Here is a 17,848-nt window from a genome sequence, read left to right on the forward strand (position 1 = left end):
GCGAAAGGCTGGCGCGCGTAGAGGAGTGGCCCTGTCAAGCCTTATCCCTTGTCTGGACGGCCTCGCCCGACTAGAATTCCCTCGAATCTTTGTTGAGTAACTTTCGTAGGAGGCATTCATGGCCGCTGCTCCGGTCCTGCCCACATCGTCTACGCCCGAACCTGCACCAGCGCCGCTTTCCGAAGGCGCGCGCATCGTCAATACATTCATCGCCCCCTCGAAGACTTTCGCCGATTTGCGTCGCAACGCGAGCTGGTGGGGACCGTGGCTTCTGATTTCTATCTTCTCGATTGTGTTCATCTACGCGATTGGGAAGCAAGTGGGCTTCGAGCAGGTCGCCAAGAATCAGGTCGCGCGCTCTTCGCGTGCCGATCAATTCGACAAGCTGCCGCCTGACCAGCAGGCTAAGCAGATTCAGCTTTCCAGCAAGATCATCGGCATCTTTGCTTACGGCAGCCCGCTGATGATTCTGTTCTATGTGCTGATTGAGACGGCGGTGTTATGGGGCACTTTCAAAGTGGCCGCCGGGGCAGAGACCTCATTTAAGCAAGCCTATGCCATCATGTTTTATGCGGGACTTCCGGGCATAATTGGCGCGATTCTGGGTACGATTTCCCTGTTCGCGGGGGTGAATCCCGAAGGCTTCGACATTAATAATCCGGTGGGCACGAACCTGGCGTATTATCTCGATCCGGAAACGACGGGCAAGTTCGTGCGTGCAATGGCATCATCGCTCGACGTGCTGAGCATCTGGTCGATTATTCTCATCGGAATCGGCTTCAGCTGCACCAGCAAGGTGAAACGAACGAATGCCATCGTCATCGTCGCCGTCTGGTTTCTGATCTTTAAACTGGTGACCTCGGGACTCGCAGCGATGTAGTTTGGAGTTAATTCTTAGATGCGAACAGAAATACCTGAGTTCATCCCGCCATCGCTTCGATCGCGCTGATGACTTCTGCCGGGAGCGTAACATTGAGGCTGGCCAGATCTTCTTTCATGTGCTGAGCGTCGGATGTGCCAGTTAGTGGCAGCATTCCGACTGCGCGGGCGAAACTGAATATCAGTTGCGCAGAAGTCGCGTTCAACTGCGCCGCGAGTGCCATGAGCGGCGGATGCTGCACCACCTCAGGATTCGCGGTAAGTAGCGAGAAACCCTGATACGCGATCTGGTGCTGGCGGCAGAATACTCGAATTTCGCGATCCCACCCCAGGCGAGCAAAGCAGCGGTTCTGCACGTAGGCCGGGAGTTCCGCACCGGTGGCCGCCAGTTCTTTCATTTGTTGCAGTGACACATTGCTGATACCGAGCAGGCGCGTGCGGCCGGCATCGCGCTCTTTGTGCATCGCCTCCCACACTTGGCTGTCGGCTTCGGCCCATTCATAACCGGATGACGGTCCATGCAGCACGAAGCTGTCGACGTGGTCGGTGCCAAGATGTTCCAGCGAACTCGTCAAAGACTGAGCGACCTGAACCGCGAGGCGCGCGGCAGGATCGTAGGGCAGGCGATGGTCCTGTCCGCGCTGGTAGGTGAATTTCGTCTGCAGAAAAAGATCGGCGCGCGTCACCACGCCGGCGCGATAGGCTGCGGCAAGTCCCTCGCCGACTCCGGCTTCGAAATAGTGCCGGCGCTGGTTCGCCGTGTCGATGCCGCGAAAACCCGTGCGCAGGGCGAGTTCGGTGAGTGCGGCGGTGCGGTCTTCTTTCCAGGCGGTACCGTACAGAAAATCGGGAGCGGGGAGCATCGCGTTATTGTGTCATGAAAACTCTTCACCACAGAGGACACCGAGGATCGCAGAGTTTGGCTCCGCGTTCCTCTAGCGCCCTTTGTGGTTAAGAATCCTGCTTCCGGTATATGCTGGTAGCTCTCAGGAGGCTTCTCGATGAAACGCATTCTTGCGATCAGCTGTCTTTTCGTTTTCGCGACCCTAAGTTCCGCCTACGCTCAATCCGCGGCTCCCGCCGCAAAAACTCCAGCACCCGCCGCGGGCCCAACCAAAGACCCCGTGACCGCGTCGTTGCGCATGCTGATCCAGCGTTCGCAAAACAATACTGTCGGAGCCATTGAGGCGATGCCCGCCGACAAGTTTTCTTACAAGCCTACTCCGGATCAAATTACTTTCGCGCATCTGGCCGCGCACATCGCCGAGGCCAACAATTTTCTTTGCGCCAAGGCCGCCGACGTTCCCGCGCCCAAAGTGGACGAAGCCAAAGATACCGATTCCAAAGACGTGTTGCTGGCGGCGGTGAAAGCCTCCTACAGCTTTTGCAGCGATGCTCTGAGCAAAATGGACGACTCGAAGCTGGGCGACTCGGTTGAACTCTTCGGTGGCCGCCAGTTCCCGCGCGCCATGGCGGCGCTCGGCCTCGCCAGCGGCTGGGCGGATCATTACGCTGCGGCTGCAATGTATTTGCGGCTGAACAATATTTTGCCGCCTTCGGCGCAACCGAAGAAGTAGCGATCGGCACTCAGCACTTAGCAGTTGGCACTTGGCATTTAGCCGGGATCGACAATCTCATCTGGCCAAATGCTAAATGCTATTTGATTTGCACGAGTTCATCGTTCATCGCAACCGCGGGGGTCGTCTCCGCGGGATGCTGCGGAGCGCGCCAGGAATCGAAGATAGAAACCTGATGCACGCACGAAACCGTGCAGTGCGGCGCGCAGGATTTCTCCGTGAGGTATTCGCGGCGCAGGTCCTCGCGCCTGTAGGTTTCGAGTGGAACGCCCGGATATCCACGCTGCTGCGAGCAGTAGTGCACCAAGCCATTCTCGCAGATGTAGAGATAGCGGCCGCCGGCGCGGCATCGCCAATCATTAGGCAGGCCCTTGGCGATATTGTCTTGAAAGGCATTCACGCGCGTGAAGCTGCTCTTTTCCATCGCCTGCATCTCGTGATAAATGCGGCGCTCTTCGTCATTCAGCGGCTGTAGTTGTCCGCCGCCGTCGTGGATGATGCCGATCGTCGACGTGAAGCCGAGTTCAATCGCACGCTTGCCGATGGTGAGCGCGTCCTGCGGATAGCAAATTCCGCCGCCCACCACGGAATTAATATTCACGTGAAAGTCGGCGTGCTCGGCGAGCAACTGCAATTTCTTGTCGAGAACCTTCAGGCTCTTCTTCGATACTTCGTCCGGGTTCACGTTGTCGATGGAAATTTGGAGCCATTCGAGGCCGGCACGGTTCAAGCGCCGAATGCGCTCGGCCACCAGCAGATAGCCGTTAGTGATGAGTCCCGCGATCATCCCATTGGCGCGAATGCGGCGAATCACATCGTCGAGCTCGGGATGCATGAGCGGCTCGCCGCCCGAAATTGTCACGACCGCGGTGCCCAACGAACCCAGCTTGTCGATGCGGCGATACATTTCCTCGAGCGGCACCGGCTTCGAAAAATCGTCGAACTCGTTGCAATATGTGCAGGCCAGATTGCACCGGCGCATGGGAATAATGTGCGCCAGCAAAGGATGGTCGGTCGAGGCCAGCGCGCGAATGGCCATGTTAGCTCCGCGCAGGTTGCGGTGCAGGGCTTTAGCGCGGCGGCGCAGGGTTGTGAGGAGAGAAGGCATGTGTTCCAGTAACTTCTATTACAACACAGGCGTTCGGCTGGATGCATGCGGCGCGACAGCATTCGGCGAAATTGGCGGCCTGAACGGCTGAAAAAGCGTGGCCGTCAGGCGTCGAGATTCCTGGCAACGGGGCGGAAACCTGCTTCCGAGGCTTCAGGGAGGAGTTCGTGGCCAGCATGCTGCAGCAAGTCGATTGCACGCTCCGCCCATTTTTCCTCGACCAGCACGTAATCTGTGTCATAGGTGGAGATCGCAAAGATCGGAACCGCGTTGTATGAGAGCGGTTCGATGAACGACAGCAGCACCCCGGTCAGCGAGAAGGGAAAGGGGCCTTTGAGTTTCAGGCACACCCAACGGTGCGGAAAGTGCACGTGGCTGGGAACGCTGTCCGCCGGGCAGACGATGGAGAGTTCGTCGGCGGACCGGGTGATCGAAGTGAATTCGCCGCTCGTGGCCCAGGCCGGGACGGGCGCATCCGGGCCTAAACGCACGACGGCATAGGTACCGGGCAACTGGCGGAATTTGAATTCCCGGCGTTGTCCCATCGCATTATCCTTCGATCGCCTTGCGAAGCGCCGCTCCGGCAAGGATGCGCGTCGAGTCTAACATCGGCAAAGGCGATAACTCCGGTGTCATCAGCAACGGTATTTCGGTGCACGCCAATGCCACCGCGTCGCAGCCACCATCTTTCAGGCTGCGAATTACTTCGGTGAAATATGTTTGCGTGCCAGGCCGGAACACTCCCTGCACCAGTTCGTCGAAGATGAGGCGGTGAATGCGCTCGCGCTGCTCCGCCGGCGGCACGCGGTGCTCGATGCCCGCGGCCTTCAGCGTTTCGCGGTAGACGGGGCCATCCATCAACGAGCGCGTGCCCAAAACGCCGATGCGTTTGTAGCCGTGCCGCCGGGCTTCGTTAGCGACCTCGATCGCAATGTGCAGCCAGGGACGCGGCGACCGGTGCTCGACCAAATCGAAAGCCTGATGCACGGTGTTGACGGGTGCAATCAGGAAGTCGGCGCCGGCGCGCGCCAGCTTTTCCGCAGAGGAGAGCATGAGTTCCGCGACACCGACCCAATCATTGGCGTCGATGTAATTCTTGTAGAGAATGAAGGGATGGCCGTGGAGCGACACTTCGGGATGATTGTAAGCGCCGAGCAACTCCGCGCCCTCGACGCAGATGGTGCGATAGCAGAGCGCGGCGCCTTCCGCGCTCGACGCGACGATGCCAATGTGTAACATAGTTGCTGGTAGCCACTCGCCAGTTTCGTTCGGCAACGCGACTCAGGCTTTGTTTGTAGCCGGAGCGGCCGCATACGGGCTCGCGTCGCGATAGCGCATTTCAAATTCTTCTCGCGTACAGATGGTCTTCAAATCCACGACTCGATCGATCGCGAGGATGCCGTTGAGGTGATCGATTTCATGCTGGAGAAGTTCGGAGAGATTGCGATCCTCGCCGGCTTGGAATATAAGAGTCGCGCCCCGGAGATCCTGATAGCGGACCGTGATCTGCCGGTGGCGTTCGACCTGCATGAAGATCGAAAGAAAACTCAGACAGGCATCCCAGACGATAACTTTCTCTTCGCTGTGCTTGATGATCTCGGGATTGATCAGCGGCCAGGGTTTGTTCTCAGGAAGTTTGAGGAAAATTACACGTTGCAACACTCCGACCTGTGGCGCTGCAATGCCGCGTCCGTAGCCCGTGGCGGCCCGCCAATGCGCTAGTGTGTCGGTCATATCCTGGATCAAAGTTTGAATCTCAGGCATCGCGGGATCTTCCACTGCGACCGCCTTTTTCCGGAGGATCGGGTCGCCGAGTTGCAGGATGGGGCGGATGGGCATGAATTGATGCTTTCAATTCTCAGTCAGTAATCAGTGTTCATTTCGCTTCAGGTTTCGGATCTGTCCATACGGATTGCAGCACAAAACACAGAACTAAAGCCATCAGGAAATCCGCGAAATAGGGATGCGCCGGCCAGATTCTGCGCGGAAAACCCAACCACCAGGCCAGCGTGCATGCGACAGTTGCGACCAGGCTGATCTTCAGAGTTTTCATTCTAGCGGGCCGCCGCGGCATCAAACAGACTGAGCAGTTCCAGTTTCTTCTCCGCGGGCAGGAACGACGCCTCGAAAGAATTGCGGGCCAGTTCGCGCAGGTGCTCATCGGTAAATCCGAAAGTATCCTGGGCAAGCTGATATTCGCGCGACAGCGTGGTGCCGAACAGCGCCGGGTCGTCGGTATTCAGCGTGATCATCACGCCCTGATCGAAATAGTTTTTCACGGGATGCTCGGCGATCGTTTTACAGACTCCAGTGCGCAGGTTGCTGGTAATGCAGAGTTCGACCGGAATCTGGCGCTGAGCCAGTTCTTCGACCAGATCCGGATCCTGGGCGGCGGTGAAGCCGTGCCCAATCCGCTCGGCGCGCAAGTTGAGCGCTCCCCAAATCGATTCGGCGGGACCGGTCTCGCCGGCGTGCGCGGTCAGGCGCAAGCCCTCATCGGCCGCGTAAGAATAAACTCCCCGAAAAAGTTCCGGCGGAGCTTTTTGTTCGTCGCCGCCAATACCGACCCCGACGACGTGGCGGTCGCGGAATCGGGCCGCCAGTTCGAAGACTTTTTGCGCTTCCTCGATTCCGAAGTGGCGTGTGGCGTCGAAGATCCACAACAGAGACACACCGAAATCGCGTGCCCCGCGGGCGCGTCCGCGTTCCAGACCTTCGAAGATCGCGGGGAAATCCTGCTTGCGGAATAGGCATACGCCGACCGCGACATAGACTTCCGCGTGCAGCACGTTGTCTTCCTTCAGTCGCTGCATCAAGCGGTACGCGATGAGTTCATAGTCGTCCGGTCCGCGCAGGTGCGCGCTGACCGCCTTGAAAGCCATCAAGAAACTCTGGAAGTCGGTGTAGCCGTAAAGCGACTCGACCTCGGCCAGCGTGGAGTGTTCGCCATGCAATTTCCGCAGTTCGAAAAGCGTGGCTGGATCGACCGCGCCCTCAAGGTGCAGGTGCAGTTCCGCCTTGGGCAATTGACGAATAAAGGAATTGGGCGGGCGGTCCGACGGCATTTTCCGATTGTAGTTTCTTGGGAGAGGATTTGCGAGTGAGCGCCTTCAATGCCCAGACAGGGAAGCAAATCGGAAGCACGGAACTCTGTCATGGATGCACCAACACTTCCGGTACAATTCCCTGTTCTCATCTCAGACTAAGGGACAACGCATGAAGGCGAAGAGCGTCCAGAGCAGGAAACTCCCCAGATCGTTGGTTGCGTGCGCAACGCTGGCTGTGCCGCTGGCCTTGTTCGGCGCGGCTTCCGGACCTCAGGTGCAAACCGGCTCGGGCATCGTCGAGGGCAAAAACGATGGAACGGTGCGCGTGTTTCTAGGAATCCCGTACGCCGCGCCGCCAGTTGGCGATCTGCGCTGGAAGCCGCCTGCACCCGCGGCGAAGTGGAACGGCGTGCGCAAGGCCACTGGGTTCGGTTCGCACTGCATGCAGGGGCGTGTGTATGGCGACATGAACTTTCGCGACGCCGGCGGCGGCGAAGATTGTTTGACGTTGAATGTCTGGGTTCCGGCAAAAGCGGCGACCTCCAACGCGAAGCTGCCGGTCATGGTGTGGATTTATGGCGGAGGATTCGCCGCCGGAACCACTTCCGAGGCGCGTCAGGATGGCGCGCATCTGGCGCAGCAGGGAGTGATCGTAGTTTCCATGAACTATCGTCTCGGCATTTTCGGATTTCTCGTCCATCCCGAACTGGCGAAAGAGTCTGGGCGAAATGCCGCCGGAAATTACGGCTTGCTCGACCAGACCGCCGCGCTGCACTGGGTGCATGACAACATTGCGGCATTCGGCGGAGATCCCGGCAACGTTACTATTTTCGGCGAAAGCGCCGGATCGTTCTCGGTGAGCGCGCAGATAGCTTCGCCATTGGCGAAGGGACTGTTTCAGAAAGCGATCGGCGAAAGCGGTGCAGCATTCTTCAGTGGAGGTTTGTCGTTCGACCCTCGATTGGTACGCGAGGTCCACGATCCGAAAAAGCTGCGCGACAAGTTGGGGGTGGCCACGCTGGCCGAGCTGCGCGCCATCCCGGCGCAGAAATTGCTCGAGGCCTTCTCGCCGCCGCAGTCGGACGGTTTCGATTTCGGTCCCGACGTAGACGGATATTTTCTGCCAGAGTCGGTTCCGTCCATTTTTGCAGCAGGGAAACAGAATGACGTGCCGCTTCTGGCGGGCTGGAACCATGACGAAGGCAGCTACGAGATCGCTTTCAATCCGCAAAAGCCGACCGCTGACACTCTGAAAGCCACCGCACAAAAAGAATTCGGCGACAAGGCTCCGGAGTTTCTGCGGCTTTATCCCTCCACTACGCCCGAGCAGACTCTGCGCTCCGCGCTGGATTTCGCGGGTGACAAGTTCATCGCGTTTTCGACGTGGGAGTGGCTGGAGATGCAATCCAAAACTGGCAAGCAGCCGATCTATCGGTTTCGCTTCGACCTCGGTCCGCCCTCCGATCCCAAGGGCCCGCAGTTGGGCGCATACCACTCGGCCGAGATTGAGTATGTGTTTGGACAACTCGATTCTAAAGCTGGGGTCGCGTGGCGTCCCGAAGACCGTCAGCTCAGCGAAATGATGCAAAAGTATTGGGCGAACTTCGCCCGCAGCGGCGACCCGAATGGCCCGGGATTGCCGAAGTGGCCGGTGTATTCGGCGAGCGATGGCTGGCCGATGATGTTTCTGGATGCGCAATCCGCAGCGCGCAAGGATGATTTGCGGGATCGATATTTATTTCTAGCAGGCGCGTGGGCGAAATAAATTCGCCATACGCAATCGTGAGCATGCCTGCTTCGTTCAGCAAGACAGTGCGGTTTTTACTGAAGGCTGATAGCTGAGAGCTACTTCTTCGCAAACTCGCTGCGATGCCGGCTGTAGAAGACATAAATCAGAAGACCGAGACCGAGCCAAATCACGAAGCGGAGCCAGGTAATCAGCGTCAGGCCGAACATCAGCCCGCCGCATAAAAGCACAGACAGCAGCGGGAACCACGGCACAAAAGGCACGCGGAATGCGCGCTTTCGATGGGGCTGCTTGCGTCGCAACAAAATCACTCCCAGCGAAACCAGCACGAAGGCGAATAGCGTACCAATATTAGCCAGATCCGCGGCATCGCCAATATCCACGAGCCCGGCGGGAATGCCCACGGCAAAGCAGGCGATCCAGGTGGACCAGTGCGGCGTTTTGTATTTCGGGTGTACGGCGGAGAACAGCTTGGGCAACAAGCCGTCGCGGGACATGGCGTACCAGATGCGGGCCTGCCCATACTGAAACACCAGCAACGACGAAATCATGCCCGTCAGCGCGCCGATGACGATCACCGAGCGAAAGAAGGGATGCACCCCCAGATACTTCATGGCGTAGGCGACGGGAGCTTCGGCGGCCGCTCCGGAAACGAACGTGGTGTACTTCATCATGCCAAGCAGCACCACGGCGACCCCGACGTACAGCAAAGTGCAGATGATCAGGGACATGATGATGCCGAAGGGCAAGTCTTTTTGCGGATTGCGCGACTCCTCCGCCGCGGTCGAGACAGAATCGAATCCGATGTAGGTAAAGAAAACGATGGCCCCGCCGGTCACGATTCCACCAAAGCCCGAGGGCGCAAAAGGACTCCAGTTCGCCGGCTTCACCAGCATTCCCCCCACCACCAGGAACGTGAGGATTGCGCCAATCTTGATCGTGACCATAATGTTATTGGTCCCGGCCGATTCCTTTATGCCGCGCACCAGCAGCAGCGTGAGCAAAAACACAATAAGAAATCCAGGCAGGTTGAAATAGGCGCCCGTCCATTGGCCCGAAGCCCATACGGGGCTGGCCCATTTGTCCGGCAAGTTGAGGCCGAACGCCGCCAGTTGAGCTTTCGTATAGCCGGCAAAACCCACGGCCACGGCAACATTACTGACCACGTATTCAAGAATCAGATCCCAGCCAATGATCCAGGCAAAGATTTCGCCGAGCGTTGCGTACGAGTAGGTGTAGGCGCTCCCGGCGATAGGAATCATCGACGCAAGCTCCGCGTAGCACAGGCCGGCGAAACTGCACGCAATCGCAACCAGAAAAAACGAAATGGCTATCGATGGCCCGGCCGGAGGCCGTCCATGCATCAGAGCTCCGGCAACGTGGCCGGTGCGCAGGAGATTTACGATCACGTCGAGCGCCTGCGCGTGCAGGATGGACGGCGCCTGAAAATACTCTCCGGCAGCCGCGGTGCCGGTAAGTACGAAGATCCCAGAGCCGATAATTGCACCAATGCCGAGCGCCGTTAGCGACCAGGGCCCCAGAGTCTTGCTGAGCCGGCTATGCGGATTCTCCGAGTCCGAGATCAGCTTGTCGATCGACTTGCAGCAGAACAGTTGGTTTTCGGAGGTGCGAATCACTTCTCCGGGTTTTGCCGGAGGCTCGGTAGCGGTCGGTTGTGCCAAAGGTTGATTTCTCCTGAACCAGATAGCGCTTAGCGATTGGCACTTAACCTTTAGCCGGCACGCTTCTCAACTCGACAAACGAGTGGCTAACTGCCAAATGCTCAACGCCAAATGCCGCCCTACCGCTTCGCCTGGCCGCGAGCCAGTTTCTTGACCTTGGGCTTCTTCGATCCGCGGGCGTAGTCGCGGGGTTTGAGCGGCTTTTCCGCCTTGCGCTTCTTGCGTGCGGTGCGTTTGGCTTTCTTGCGTTCGTCTTTGCTGAGAGTCGATGTGTTGGCCATGAATCCTTTTGAATTGGGTAATTTTGTAATTGAGTAATTGGGTAATTCAAACCAACGAAAATCCGGCTGGGTAAATTTCCCAATTACGCAATTTCCCAATTACTCAATGCGTTCAGGCCCGTTCCAGCTGGGCGTACTTCTCCACCAGCTTCTTCAAGCCGAAGCGAGGAAATTGTACCGTAATCTTGGCTTCTTCGCCTTCTCCTTCGCGCTGGTAAACGGTTCCCTCGCCATATTTGGGATGGCGAACTTTCTGGCCGGGACGGAATCCGCGCTTCCCGGTGGGTTCCTCGACGGGCGTTTTCGGCAAGGAAAACTTCTTGCCGCGGCTGGCAAAGAACTCGGCGATGTTCTCGATGGAGTTATACTCCCGGGCTGGCGCCGAGGGCTTGGCGGCGCGGCCGGCCTGGGCGCGATCGCCCGAATGCCACGCTGTGCTCTGGTCTTCGTCTTCGTAGGAGTAGTGCGTGCTCTCCGCATAGGCGGGGCTGCGTCCCGCCGGACGGGCGAATGCGCCCGTCCCCACGTGAGCCGTGCTGCTCCGCCGCGTTCCCAATTCTTCCAGCAGCGGAGCCGGGACTTCCTCCAAAAAGCGCGACGGAACGCTGGCTTCTGGCAAATCGGTGCCGTAGCGGCGGCGATAGACGGCGCGCGTCAGGATCAGTTGGTCCATAGCGCGGGTCATCCCCACGTAGCAGAGGCGGCGCTCTTCCTCAATGTCTTCAGGAACGAGCATGGTGCGCGAATGCGGAAACAGTCCCTCTTCCAGGCCGCTGAGAAAGACCAGCGGAAATTCCAGTCCCTTGGCGGCGTGCAGGCTCATCAGTGTGATCTGAGCGCGGGCGTCGTAATCGTCCGCATCGGCCACGAGAGCAGCATGGTCAAGGAACTGATCAAGAGTTTCGCCGCGGTCGCGCGAATCCATGGCGGCGTTCACCAATTCGCGCAGATTCTCAATCCGCGAGAAAGCTTCCGGCGTATCCTCTTCTTCCAGCAGCTTGATATATCCAGTGCGGTCGATGAGAAATTTCAGGATGTCGGCGGTGCTGACGGTGGGGGCCGGAAAAGAATCGGGAACCGATCCAATCTCGGGCTCGGCAGGCCGCTCGCCGTCCGTAGCGCCGGCGTCCCGCCGGCTGTCGTGGAAGCGTCCCGCCTCCACGTCTGAATCACCCTCGGTAGTCGGAGGTTCCGAATCCGCAGCGCCGAAATCAAATGAGAAATTCTCAAATTCATTGGGATCGAAAGCCGTCGCGTCTTCCGGTTGCGACTCGTCTTCGGAGTCCGTGATAGTGTCGGCAGGCACGGGCGAGAGCGCCCGCGCCACACCTTCTTGAAGTCCTTCCTCGAATGTTCCGGCCAGCATGGCGCGGCCGTCGTTGATCAACTGCTGAAAACTTTGCAGCGAGGCCAATGCCCGCTGCGGCAGCAATTGCCTTCGAATCGCCTCGCCAAGCGCGCCCCACAGCGACAGCCCCGTTTCGAGCGCAAGCCGCTCCAGAGTATCGAGCGTCCCTTTGCCAATGCCGCGGGTCGGTGTGTTAATCACGCGCAATAGCGAAATCGAGTCGTCGGGATTCTGGATCGCTTTCAGATACGAGATCATGTCTTTGATCTCGGCGCGCTCGTAGAAAGAGAATCCCCCCACCACGTGATATTTCATCCCGTAACGCCGCATGGCTTCTTCGAACAATCGCGACTGCGAATTCGTGCGATAGAGCACCGCCGCGCGCGGGGTTTCGCCGCGTTCGTTTTCAGTTCGACCGGCTTCCCGCAGATATTTCGCGATGTGATCTGCGATGAACAGCGCCTCGTTCTCCCCATCGGGCGCTTCGTAATAGCCGATTTTTGTGCCGCCTTGGCGCGAAGTCCACAGGTTCTTGCCCTTGCGCCGAACGTTGTTCGCCACCACCGAAGACGCTGCCTCCAAAATATTCTGCGTCGATCGGTAGTTCTGTTCGAGCCGAATAATCTTAGCCTCGGGAAAGTCCTGCTCGAATTCGAGAATGTTGCGAATATCCGCGCCGCGCCAGGAATAAATCGACTGATCTTCATCGCCCACCGCGCACACATTGTGCCGATCTCCGGCCAGCATGCGCATCAGTTCGTACTGCGGACGGTTCGTGTCCTGATACTCGTCAATCAGCACGTATTGAAAGCGCCGATTGTAATATTCACGCACCTGCGCCGCCGATTTCAGCAGCCGCACGGCTTCCAGCAGCAGATCGTCGAAATCGAGCGCGTTCGCCTTGCGTAACTCCTTGCGATACTCCTCATACAAATGTGCAATACGCTCGGTCTTGGGATCGGCCGATTGCAGGTAAAGTTCCTGCGGATCGAGCATGTGATTCTTCGCCCACGAAATGCGCCCCAGCACGGTGCGCGGCGTGAGTTGCTTGTCGTCGAGGCCCAGGCGCCGCATCACACTCTTAACCACGGCCTGCTGGTCGCTCTCGTCGTAGATCACAAAATTTTTCGTGTGCCCAATCGGCGGCTGCCCCGGCGTCGAGGAAAGGATCCGCATCGCCTCAATATCGCGCCGCAGCATGCGCACGCAAAACGAATGAAACGTCGAAATGACCGGCTTCGCTATACTCAGCCCGCCCACTAGTTTTTCAACGCGCTCTCCCATTTCCGCGGCCGCTTTGTTGGTAAAGGTCATCGCCAGAATCGACTCCGGCATCACGCTCTTGTGCTCGATCAGATACGCGATGCGATACGTGATCACACGCGTCTTGCCGCTGCCCGCGCCGGCGAGGATCAGCACCGGCCCCTCGGTAGTTTCGACGGCCTCGCGCTGCTGCGGATTCAGTTGGTCCAGGAAAGACAATGCGGATGAGGCTCCAGTGGCGATAACTCAATTTTACAGGGGAATGAAGAATAGCGGGATTGAGGAATTGCACACTGAGCTTCGAGATTAAGGGCCGATTATTTAAGGGAGTGGAAGTCGGCCCCAGCCAGGCGCAAGCCTTTCTTGCGGACATGGAAGGAGGGCGGGAGACGATTGAAAGCGAACCCGGAGCGTATCGACACGCAGAGACCGCTGGCGATGGATTCAAAGCCTGCGCGCTGACTGCCGCTGCTGCCGAAGACCCGCTTCGAAGTGCATTTGGCGAAGGATGGCAGAGTGGAGGAGAGTGGCCAGTGGCCACTGAACACTGACCTCTAGCTACTCGCCCTTCGTCGAATCGTACCAATTCCGCCAGGCGTTTGAGTCACGGGGTAGCCGCTGATGGGTAATGTCACTGAGGGCTTGAAAAGCCCAATCGTGAGTTTGGGCATCGAGAGCCGGATCGTCGGAGTAGTTTAGCAATTGTGGGATTGCCGTCTGGCGCTGCTCCAGGGTAAACATGCCCGATTCTGCCAGGCTGCACGCCGCTCTCTCGCGCACCAACGCGGAAGGATCGTCGTGCATGGTCTTCAATAGGGGCGCGATCGTTTGCCCAGAGCCGGCCAGCGCAAGGCCTTCGACGGCCCAGCGTCGCGAATCTTCGTCGGAATCCTTCAGGTGCGCGGTTAACTCCTGAACGATTCGTTCCGTCTGGACTCCGCGATTCGCCATCAATCCAAGCGCCCACAGTGCCCAAATCTTGCGCGCATGATCGGAAGATTCCGTGGTCCGCAGCAAATAGTCGAGGCTGGCGGAATTCTTGCCAAGTCCATAGGCGGCGAGTTCCACTTCAATACCCGATTCACGCACCCGCAGGTCGCTGGAGTTCAGCGCAGCGGTCGTGAGCGTGGCGATTTGCGAATCCCACTTCACTTTTCCCTGCCACCGGTTCACCCGAGAGGATATCTGTTCCGCGGCGCCCGCCTGCTGGCCAACCGCCAGTTCAAGCAGCGCCTCGGCCTGCTTCTGCGGCTTCATGCGATCCAGTTGTCGCGCATCTTTGACGGCCGTGGGTTGGTCTCGAGCCGGCGAGGAGGAGGGCGATGGCGATGATACCAAAAAAATTCCGGCCAATTTTGGCCAGGCGGCCCGGGCGCTTCCTATGCCGGCCACCAGCACCGCCGCAAGCACTCCAATCGCCGCGGCAAGAATCGGTGCGAACCGAATCGCGTTCGCCGGCCGCTGCACCGCGTCGGGTGTCTGAGTGTTTACCGCGATATCCGAACCGGGACCCAGCTTTCCATAATCCGGCAAACCAGGATCGACGGATTTTGGCGCCGGAACTTGTCCTCGAAAAGTTTTGGAGAATAAAGCCATATAATGAAGAGTCTAGGATCGTCGGCGAAATAAGGTAAAGTTACTTCGGTTCGAAACCTATCGAGTTTGATGCAGGAGTGCGCTTCCGCGGCCTGGGGAATCGCGTCTGAGGCCCGAAACCGCGCCTCCGAAGTTACCTGGAGTAGCGAGAGAATCGCTAAGGAGAAGAAGATGCGAATGAGATTCACCCGGTTGCTAGCAATCATTAGCGTGTCAATCAGTTTTTCCTTTGCGGGAATAGCGTGGGCAGCGGCGGCTTCGGGATATCACGTAGTCACCACCTATAAAATCGGCGGCGAGGGCGGCTGGGATTATCTGACCGCCGATGCCAACGCGCGCCGCATTTACATCTCACGCGGAACGCACGTCATGGTGCTGGATGCGGATTCGGGCAAAGTTGTCGGCGACATCGCGGATACGCAAGGAGTACACGGCATCGCGTTGGCGCCGGAACTGGGCCGCGGTTTCACCAGCAACGGCCGCGAAGGCACGGTCAGCATTTTCGATCTGAAGTCCCTGGCGACCAGCAGCAAGGTAAAAGTAGGCGATAATCCCGACGCGATTCTCTACGATCCCGCGACCAAACGTGTCTTCACTTTCAACGGGCGCAGCCAGGATTCGACGGCGATTGACGCGGCCAGCGGAAAAGTTCTGGGAACGATCAAACTCGATGGTAAGCCGGAGTTCGCGGCCAGCGACGCCAAGGGCGAAATCTTCGTCAACATCGAAGACAAGAGCGAGTTGGTCGCGATCGATCCCAACAAGCTCGAAGTAAAATCGAAGTGGCCGCTCGCCCCGTGCGAGGAACCGAGCGGGTTGTCGATAGATCGCAAGAAGCGGCGCTTGTTCGTCGGCTGCGGCAATAAGATGATGGCTGTAGTCGACGCAGATAGCGGCAAAGTGTTAGCCACTCCGCCGATCGGCGATGGCGTCGACGCGACTGCGTTCGATGAAGGAACTGGTTTGGCCTTCGCTTCCTGCGGTCAGGACGCGGTGCTCACGGTGGTGAAAGAGGAATCTGCCGGCAAGTTCAGCGCCGAAAACGTTCCCACGCAAAAGGGAGCGCGAACCTTAGCGCTCGACGCCAAGACGCACAACGTATTCGTGGTGACAGCGCAGTTCGGTCCTAAACCCGAACCCACCGCCGACAATCCGCGCGCGCGGCCGCCGATGCTGCCAGACAGTTTCGTGGTGCTGGTGGTCGGAAGATAGAACAAGGCCTTCACAAATCCGCCGATTCCCGCTAGGATAAGCAACTCTCGCGGTCCGTACGACCGTTCGGTAGGACATTGAGGCCCAAGGAAACGATGACTATTGCCGACGAAAAATTCTTCCATGCGGAGATTACCAAGCGCGTGGACTTCGCTCCGGACCTCTGGATGGTCCGCATTCGCAGCGGAGGCGAGTTCAAATTCATCCCCGGTCAGTACGCCACGCTCGGAGTCGAGGCGAATGGCAAGCGCGTCGAGCGGCCGTACTCGATCGTGTCCTCGCCGGCGGAAGAGGAGATTGAATTCTTTTTCGAACTTGTGCCCGAAGGCGCGCTGACTCCTCTGCTGCACAAGCTTCAACCCGGCGATCGCTTGCTCATGCGCAGGGTGCCGAAGGGAAGGTTCACGCTCGACATGCAGAACGTCCGCACGAACCATCTGCTGATCTCAACCGTCACCGGCGTGGCTCCATTTGTCAGCTTCGTGCGCACGCTCTCCAAAGAGTGGAAAGAAGGACGATTCGACGGCAATCACAAACTTTTTCTGCTGAATGGCGCAAGCCGTCCGTGGGAATTTGGATATCTCGACGAACTCAACCAATTCGACCGTGAATTGCCGTGGTTCAAATATGTGCCGACGGTGAGCCGTCCGTGGGATCATGCCGATTGGTCGGGCGAAATCGGACGCGCGGACGATATTCTTCGAAAATACGCTGATCACTGGGAGTTGGAGCCTAGTAATACGCTGGCTTACATCTGCGGACATCCCGAGATGATCGAGCACAGCAAGGCCATCCTGAAGCGGCGCGGATTTACCGATCGAGGCCATGTGAGGGAAGAAGTTTACTGGGTTCCGGCGCACAAATAAATCGGCGGCGCAACTCGCTGAGATTCGCGTTCAGGCCAGAATTCCGCCGAATAAAAGCTCGGTGAACTGCGGGATCAGATTGCTGGCTTGCAGTTCGCCTTCGGGCTTATACCACTGATAAATCCAGTTGATCATGCCGAGCAGGGCGAAGGCGGCGGCGCGCGGGGTGACGGCGGCTTTTGCCGGGCGCGTGCGGTGCGGCTCTTTTTGCGACTCCCTTTTTTGTGCGTCTTTTTTTTGCGCGTCTTTTTGAAACTCGGCGATCAGGCTCTCGACGAAGTGGACGTACTCTTTCTTGCGCTGATTGATGCGCTTGCGCAGGGCGGGCGGCAGGGGATGGTTTTCGTGCAGCATCACCGTGATCTCGCGGTCGCGCGGGCTGAGCACGACTTCCATGTGCAGGCGAATCAGGGCGCGCAGCCGCTCTTCGGGATTGGCGATGCTACGCACCGGAGCCAGAACGCGCTCCTGGGTGATCTCCATGGCGTGGTCCATGATCTCGAACAGGATTTCGTCCTTGCTCTGAAAGTGGTGATAGAGGCCGCCTTTGCTGAGCTTGAGCGCGGCGGCGACATCGTTCATGGAAGTCGCGTCATAGCCGCGCTGCTGAAACAGGCGGGCAGCGGTGCGCAGAATTTCCTGCCGGGAATCGACCACAGTCTCGCGGGCCATCGCGGAGACATGTTAAACACTTGCGGCCGGGAATGCCACTTGGCGAGTCCCGAGTCGCGAGTGGCGAGTCGCGAGTCCGGAGTCCCGAGTCCCAAGTTGCGAGTCCCTGGTTGCGACGGCGTTCCTTTCGTCGCGAAGAATTGTCATCCCGGCCGGAGCATCGCGTTCCCGAAGGGAACGGGATGCGGAGTGGAGAGCCTGCCCTGAGCGAAGTCGAAGGGGACCTGCTGTTTCTTGTGGTCGTTTCCGCTTCTGGATTTCTCACCGAAATAAATTTGCATCGAGCATTTCCTGACGCACGATTACTTGGCTGCCGACCAGCTCTTTGAAGGGGTACCCCCCCTCCCCCTCCCCCCTCTGAAACCCTTGCCTGGCGCGGGTTTTGCAAAACGGCGTGCGCAAAATCCTGATGTCAAAGAACTTAGATACCAAAATCTAGAGAACAAAGAACTTAGAGCCGGGCGATTCGGCCTCTCGGGACCGTTCCGACCTCGGCGATGATTACAGAGTTTTGTGGTTGAAGTAAAGGTTGGATGTCACAAGGTTGGGCTGTGGATTTCTTCGGCGATG

General features: G+C 58.3%; 17 protein-coding genes. 5 read left to right on the top strand and 12 right to left on the bottom strand.

Annotated elements, in window-relative coordinates; genetic code table 11:
* Positions 1-118: 118 nt before the first annotated feature.
* Positions 119-880: a YIP1 family protein gene (locus tag VGM18_01545; GenBank protein ID HEY3971653.1), complete on the top strand. Its 762-nt coding sequence runs from the start codon at positions 119-121 to the stop codon at positions 878-880.
* Between the two features lie 40 nt (positions 881-920).
* Here the strand turns inward: VGM18_01545 and VGM18_01550 are convergent, their stop codons facing one another.
* On the bottom strand, positions 921-1,742 hold the full coding sequence (locus VGM18_01550; protein ID HEY3971654.1) for an aldo/keto reductase: 822 nt from the start codon (positions 1,740-1,742) through the stop codon (positions 921-923).
* A gap of 138 nt (positions 1,743-1,880) precedes the next feature.
* On the opposite strand from VGM18_01550, the gene VGM18_01555 reads away from it, so the two are divergent.
* The gene (locus VGM18_01555) at positions 1,881-2,456 is read left to right on the top strand and encodes a DinB family protein (protein HEY3971655.1); all 576 of its coding nucleotides are present in this window, start codon (positions 1,881-1,883) and stop codon (positions 2,454-2,456) included.
* A 79-nt stretch (positions 2,457-2,535) separates the two neighbouring features.
* Here VGM18_01555 and VGM18_01560 read toward each other — a convergent pair whose 3' ends face one another.
* The 6 genes from VGM18_01560 to add form a co-directional block, all read right to left on the bottom strand.
* Positions 2,536-3,495 carry a radical SAM protein gene (locus tag VGM18_01560; protein ID HEY3971656.1) on the bottom strand — a complete coding sequence of 320 codons (960 nt, stop codon included), beginning with the start codon at positions 3,493-3,495 and terminating at the stop codon, positions 2,536-2,538.
* A 173-nt stretch (positions 3,496-3,668) separates the two neighbouring features.
* Positions 3,669-4,109 carry an ACT domain-containing protein gene (locus VGM18_01565; GenBank protein HEY3971657.1) on the bottom strand — a complete coding sequence of 147 codons (441 nt, stop codon included), beginning with the start codon at positions 4,107-4,109 and terminating at the stop codon, positions 3,669-3,671.
* 4 nt (positions 4,110-4,113) lie between these two features.
* The gene (locus tag VGM18_01570; protein ID HEY3971658.1) at positions 4,114-4,803 is read right to left on the bottom strand and encodes an amino acid racemase; all 690 of its coding nucleotides are present in this window, start codon (positions 4,801-4,803) and stop codon (positions 4,114-4,116) included.
* 42 nt (positions 4,804-4,845) lie between these two features.
* A complete protein-coding gene (gene def, locus VGM18_01575; GenBank protein ID HEY3971659.1) occupies positions 4,846-5,403 on the bottom strand; it encodes a peptide deformylase in 558 nt (185 codons plus the stop codon).
* Positions 5,404-5,440: 37 nt separating this feature from the next.
* Positions 5,441-5,617 carry a hypothetical protein gene (locus tag VGM18_01580; protein HEY3971660.1) on the bottom strand — a complete coding sequence of 59 codons (177 nt, stop codon included), beginning with the start codon at positions 5,615-5,617 and terminating at the stop codon, positions 5,441-5,443.
* A 1-nt stretch (position 5,618) separates the two neighbouring features.
* Positions 5,619-6,629: an adenosine deaminase gene (gene add, locus VGM18_01585; GenBank protein HEY3971661.1), complete on the bottom strand. Its 1,011-nt coding sequence runs from the start codon at positions 6,627-6,629 to the stop codon at positions 5,619-5,621.
* Between the two features lie 151 nt (positions 6,630-6,780).
* Here add and VGM18_01590 point away from each other — a divergent pair, with 151 nt between their 5' ends.
* Entirely contained in the window at positions 6,781-8,376 is a 1,596-nt protein-coding gene (locus tag VGM18_01590) for a carboxylesterase/lipase family protein (protein HEY3971662.1), read from the top strand.
* 80 nt (positions 8,377-8,456) lie between these two features.
* On the opposite strand, the gene VGM18_01595 is transcribed toward VGM18_01590, so the two are convergent.
* The 4 genes from VGM18_01595 to VGM18_01610 form a co-directional block, all read right to left on the bottom strand.
* Positions 8,457-10,040: an amino acid permease gene (locus VGM18_01595; protein HEY3971663.1), complete on the bottom strand. Its 1,584-nt coding sequence runs from the start codon at positions 10,038-10,040 to the stop codon at positions 8,457-8,459.
* 119 nt (positions 10,041-10,159) lie between these two features.
* Positions 10,160-10,321: a hypothetical protein gene (locus VGM18_01600; protein ID HEY3971664.1), complete on the bottom strand. Its 162-nt coding sequence runs from the start codon at positions 10,319-10,321 to the stop codon at positions 10,160-10,162.
* A 112-nt stretch (positions 10,322-10,433) separates the two neighbouring features.
* A complete protein-coding gene (locus VGM18_01605) occupies positions 10,434-13,151 on the bottom strand; it encodes a UvrD-helicase domain-containing protein (protein ID HEY3971665.1) in 2,718 nt (905 codons plus the stop codon).
* A 339-nt stretch (positions 13,152-13,490) separates the two neighbouring features.
* Positions 13,491-14,528 (bottom strand): HEAT repeat domain-containing protein, encoded by a 1,038-nt coding sequence (locus tag VGM18_01610; protein HEY3971666.1) that lies wholly within the window; start codon positions 14,526-14,528, stop codon positions 13,491-13,493.
* 171 nt (positions 14,529-14,699) lie between these two features.
* Here VGM18_01610 and VGM18_01615 point away from each other — a divergent pair, with 171 nt between their 5' ends.
* Both VGM18_01615 and VGM18_01620 read left to right on the top strand, forming a co-directional pair.
* Positions 14,700-15,740 carry a YncE family protein gene (locus tag VGM18_01615; GenBank protein HEY3971667.1) on the top strand — a complete coding sequence of 347 codons (1,041 nt, stop codon included), beginning with the start codon at positions 14,700-14,702 and terminating at the stop codon, positions 15,738-15,740.
* A gap of 95 nt (positions 15,741-15,835) precedes the next feature.
* Complete coding sequence (locus tag VGM18_01620) at positions 15,836-16,606, top strand: FAD-binding oxidoreductase (GenBank protein HEY3971668.1); 771 nt, start codon at positions 15,836-15,838, stop codon at positions 16,604-16,606.
* 30 nt (positions 16,607-16,636) lie between these two features.
* Here the strand turns inward: VGM18_01620 and VGM18_01625 are convergent, their stop codons facing one another.
* Entirely contained in the window at positions 16,637-17,278 is a 642-nt protein-coding gene (locus VGM18_01625; GenBank protein HEY3971669.1) for a TetR/AcrR family transcriptional regulator, read from the bottom strand.
* Positions 17,279-17,848 lie beyond the last annotated feature (570 nt).

Source organism: Candidatus Sulfotelmatobacter sp. (assembly GCA_036500765.1).
Lineage (GTDB): Bacteria > Acidobacteriota > Terriglobia > Terriglobales > Acidobacteriaceae > Sulfotelmatobacter.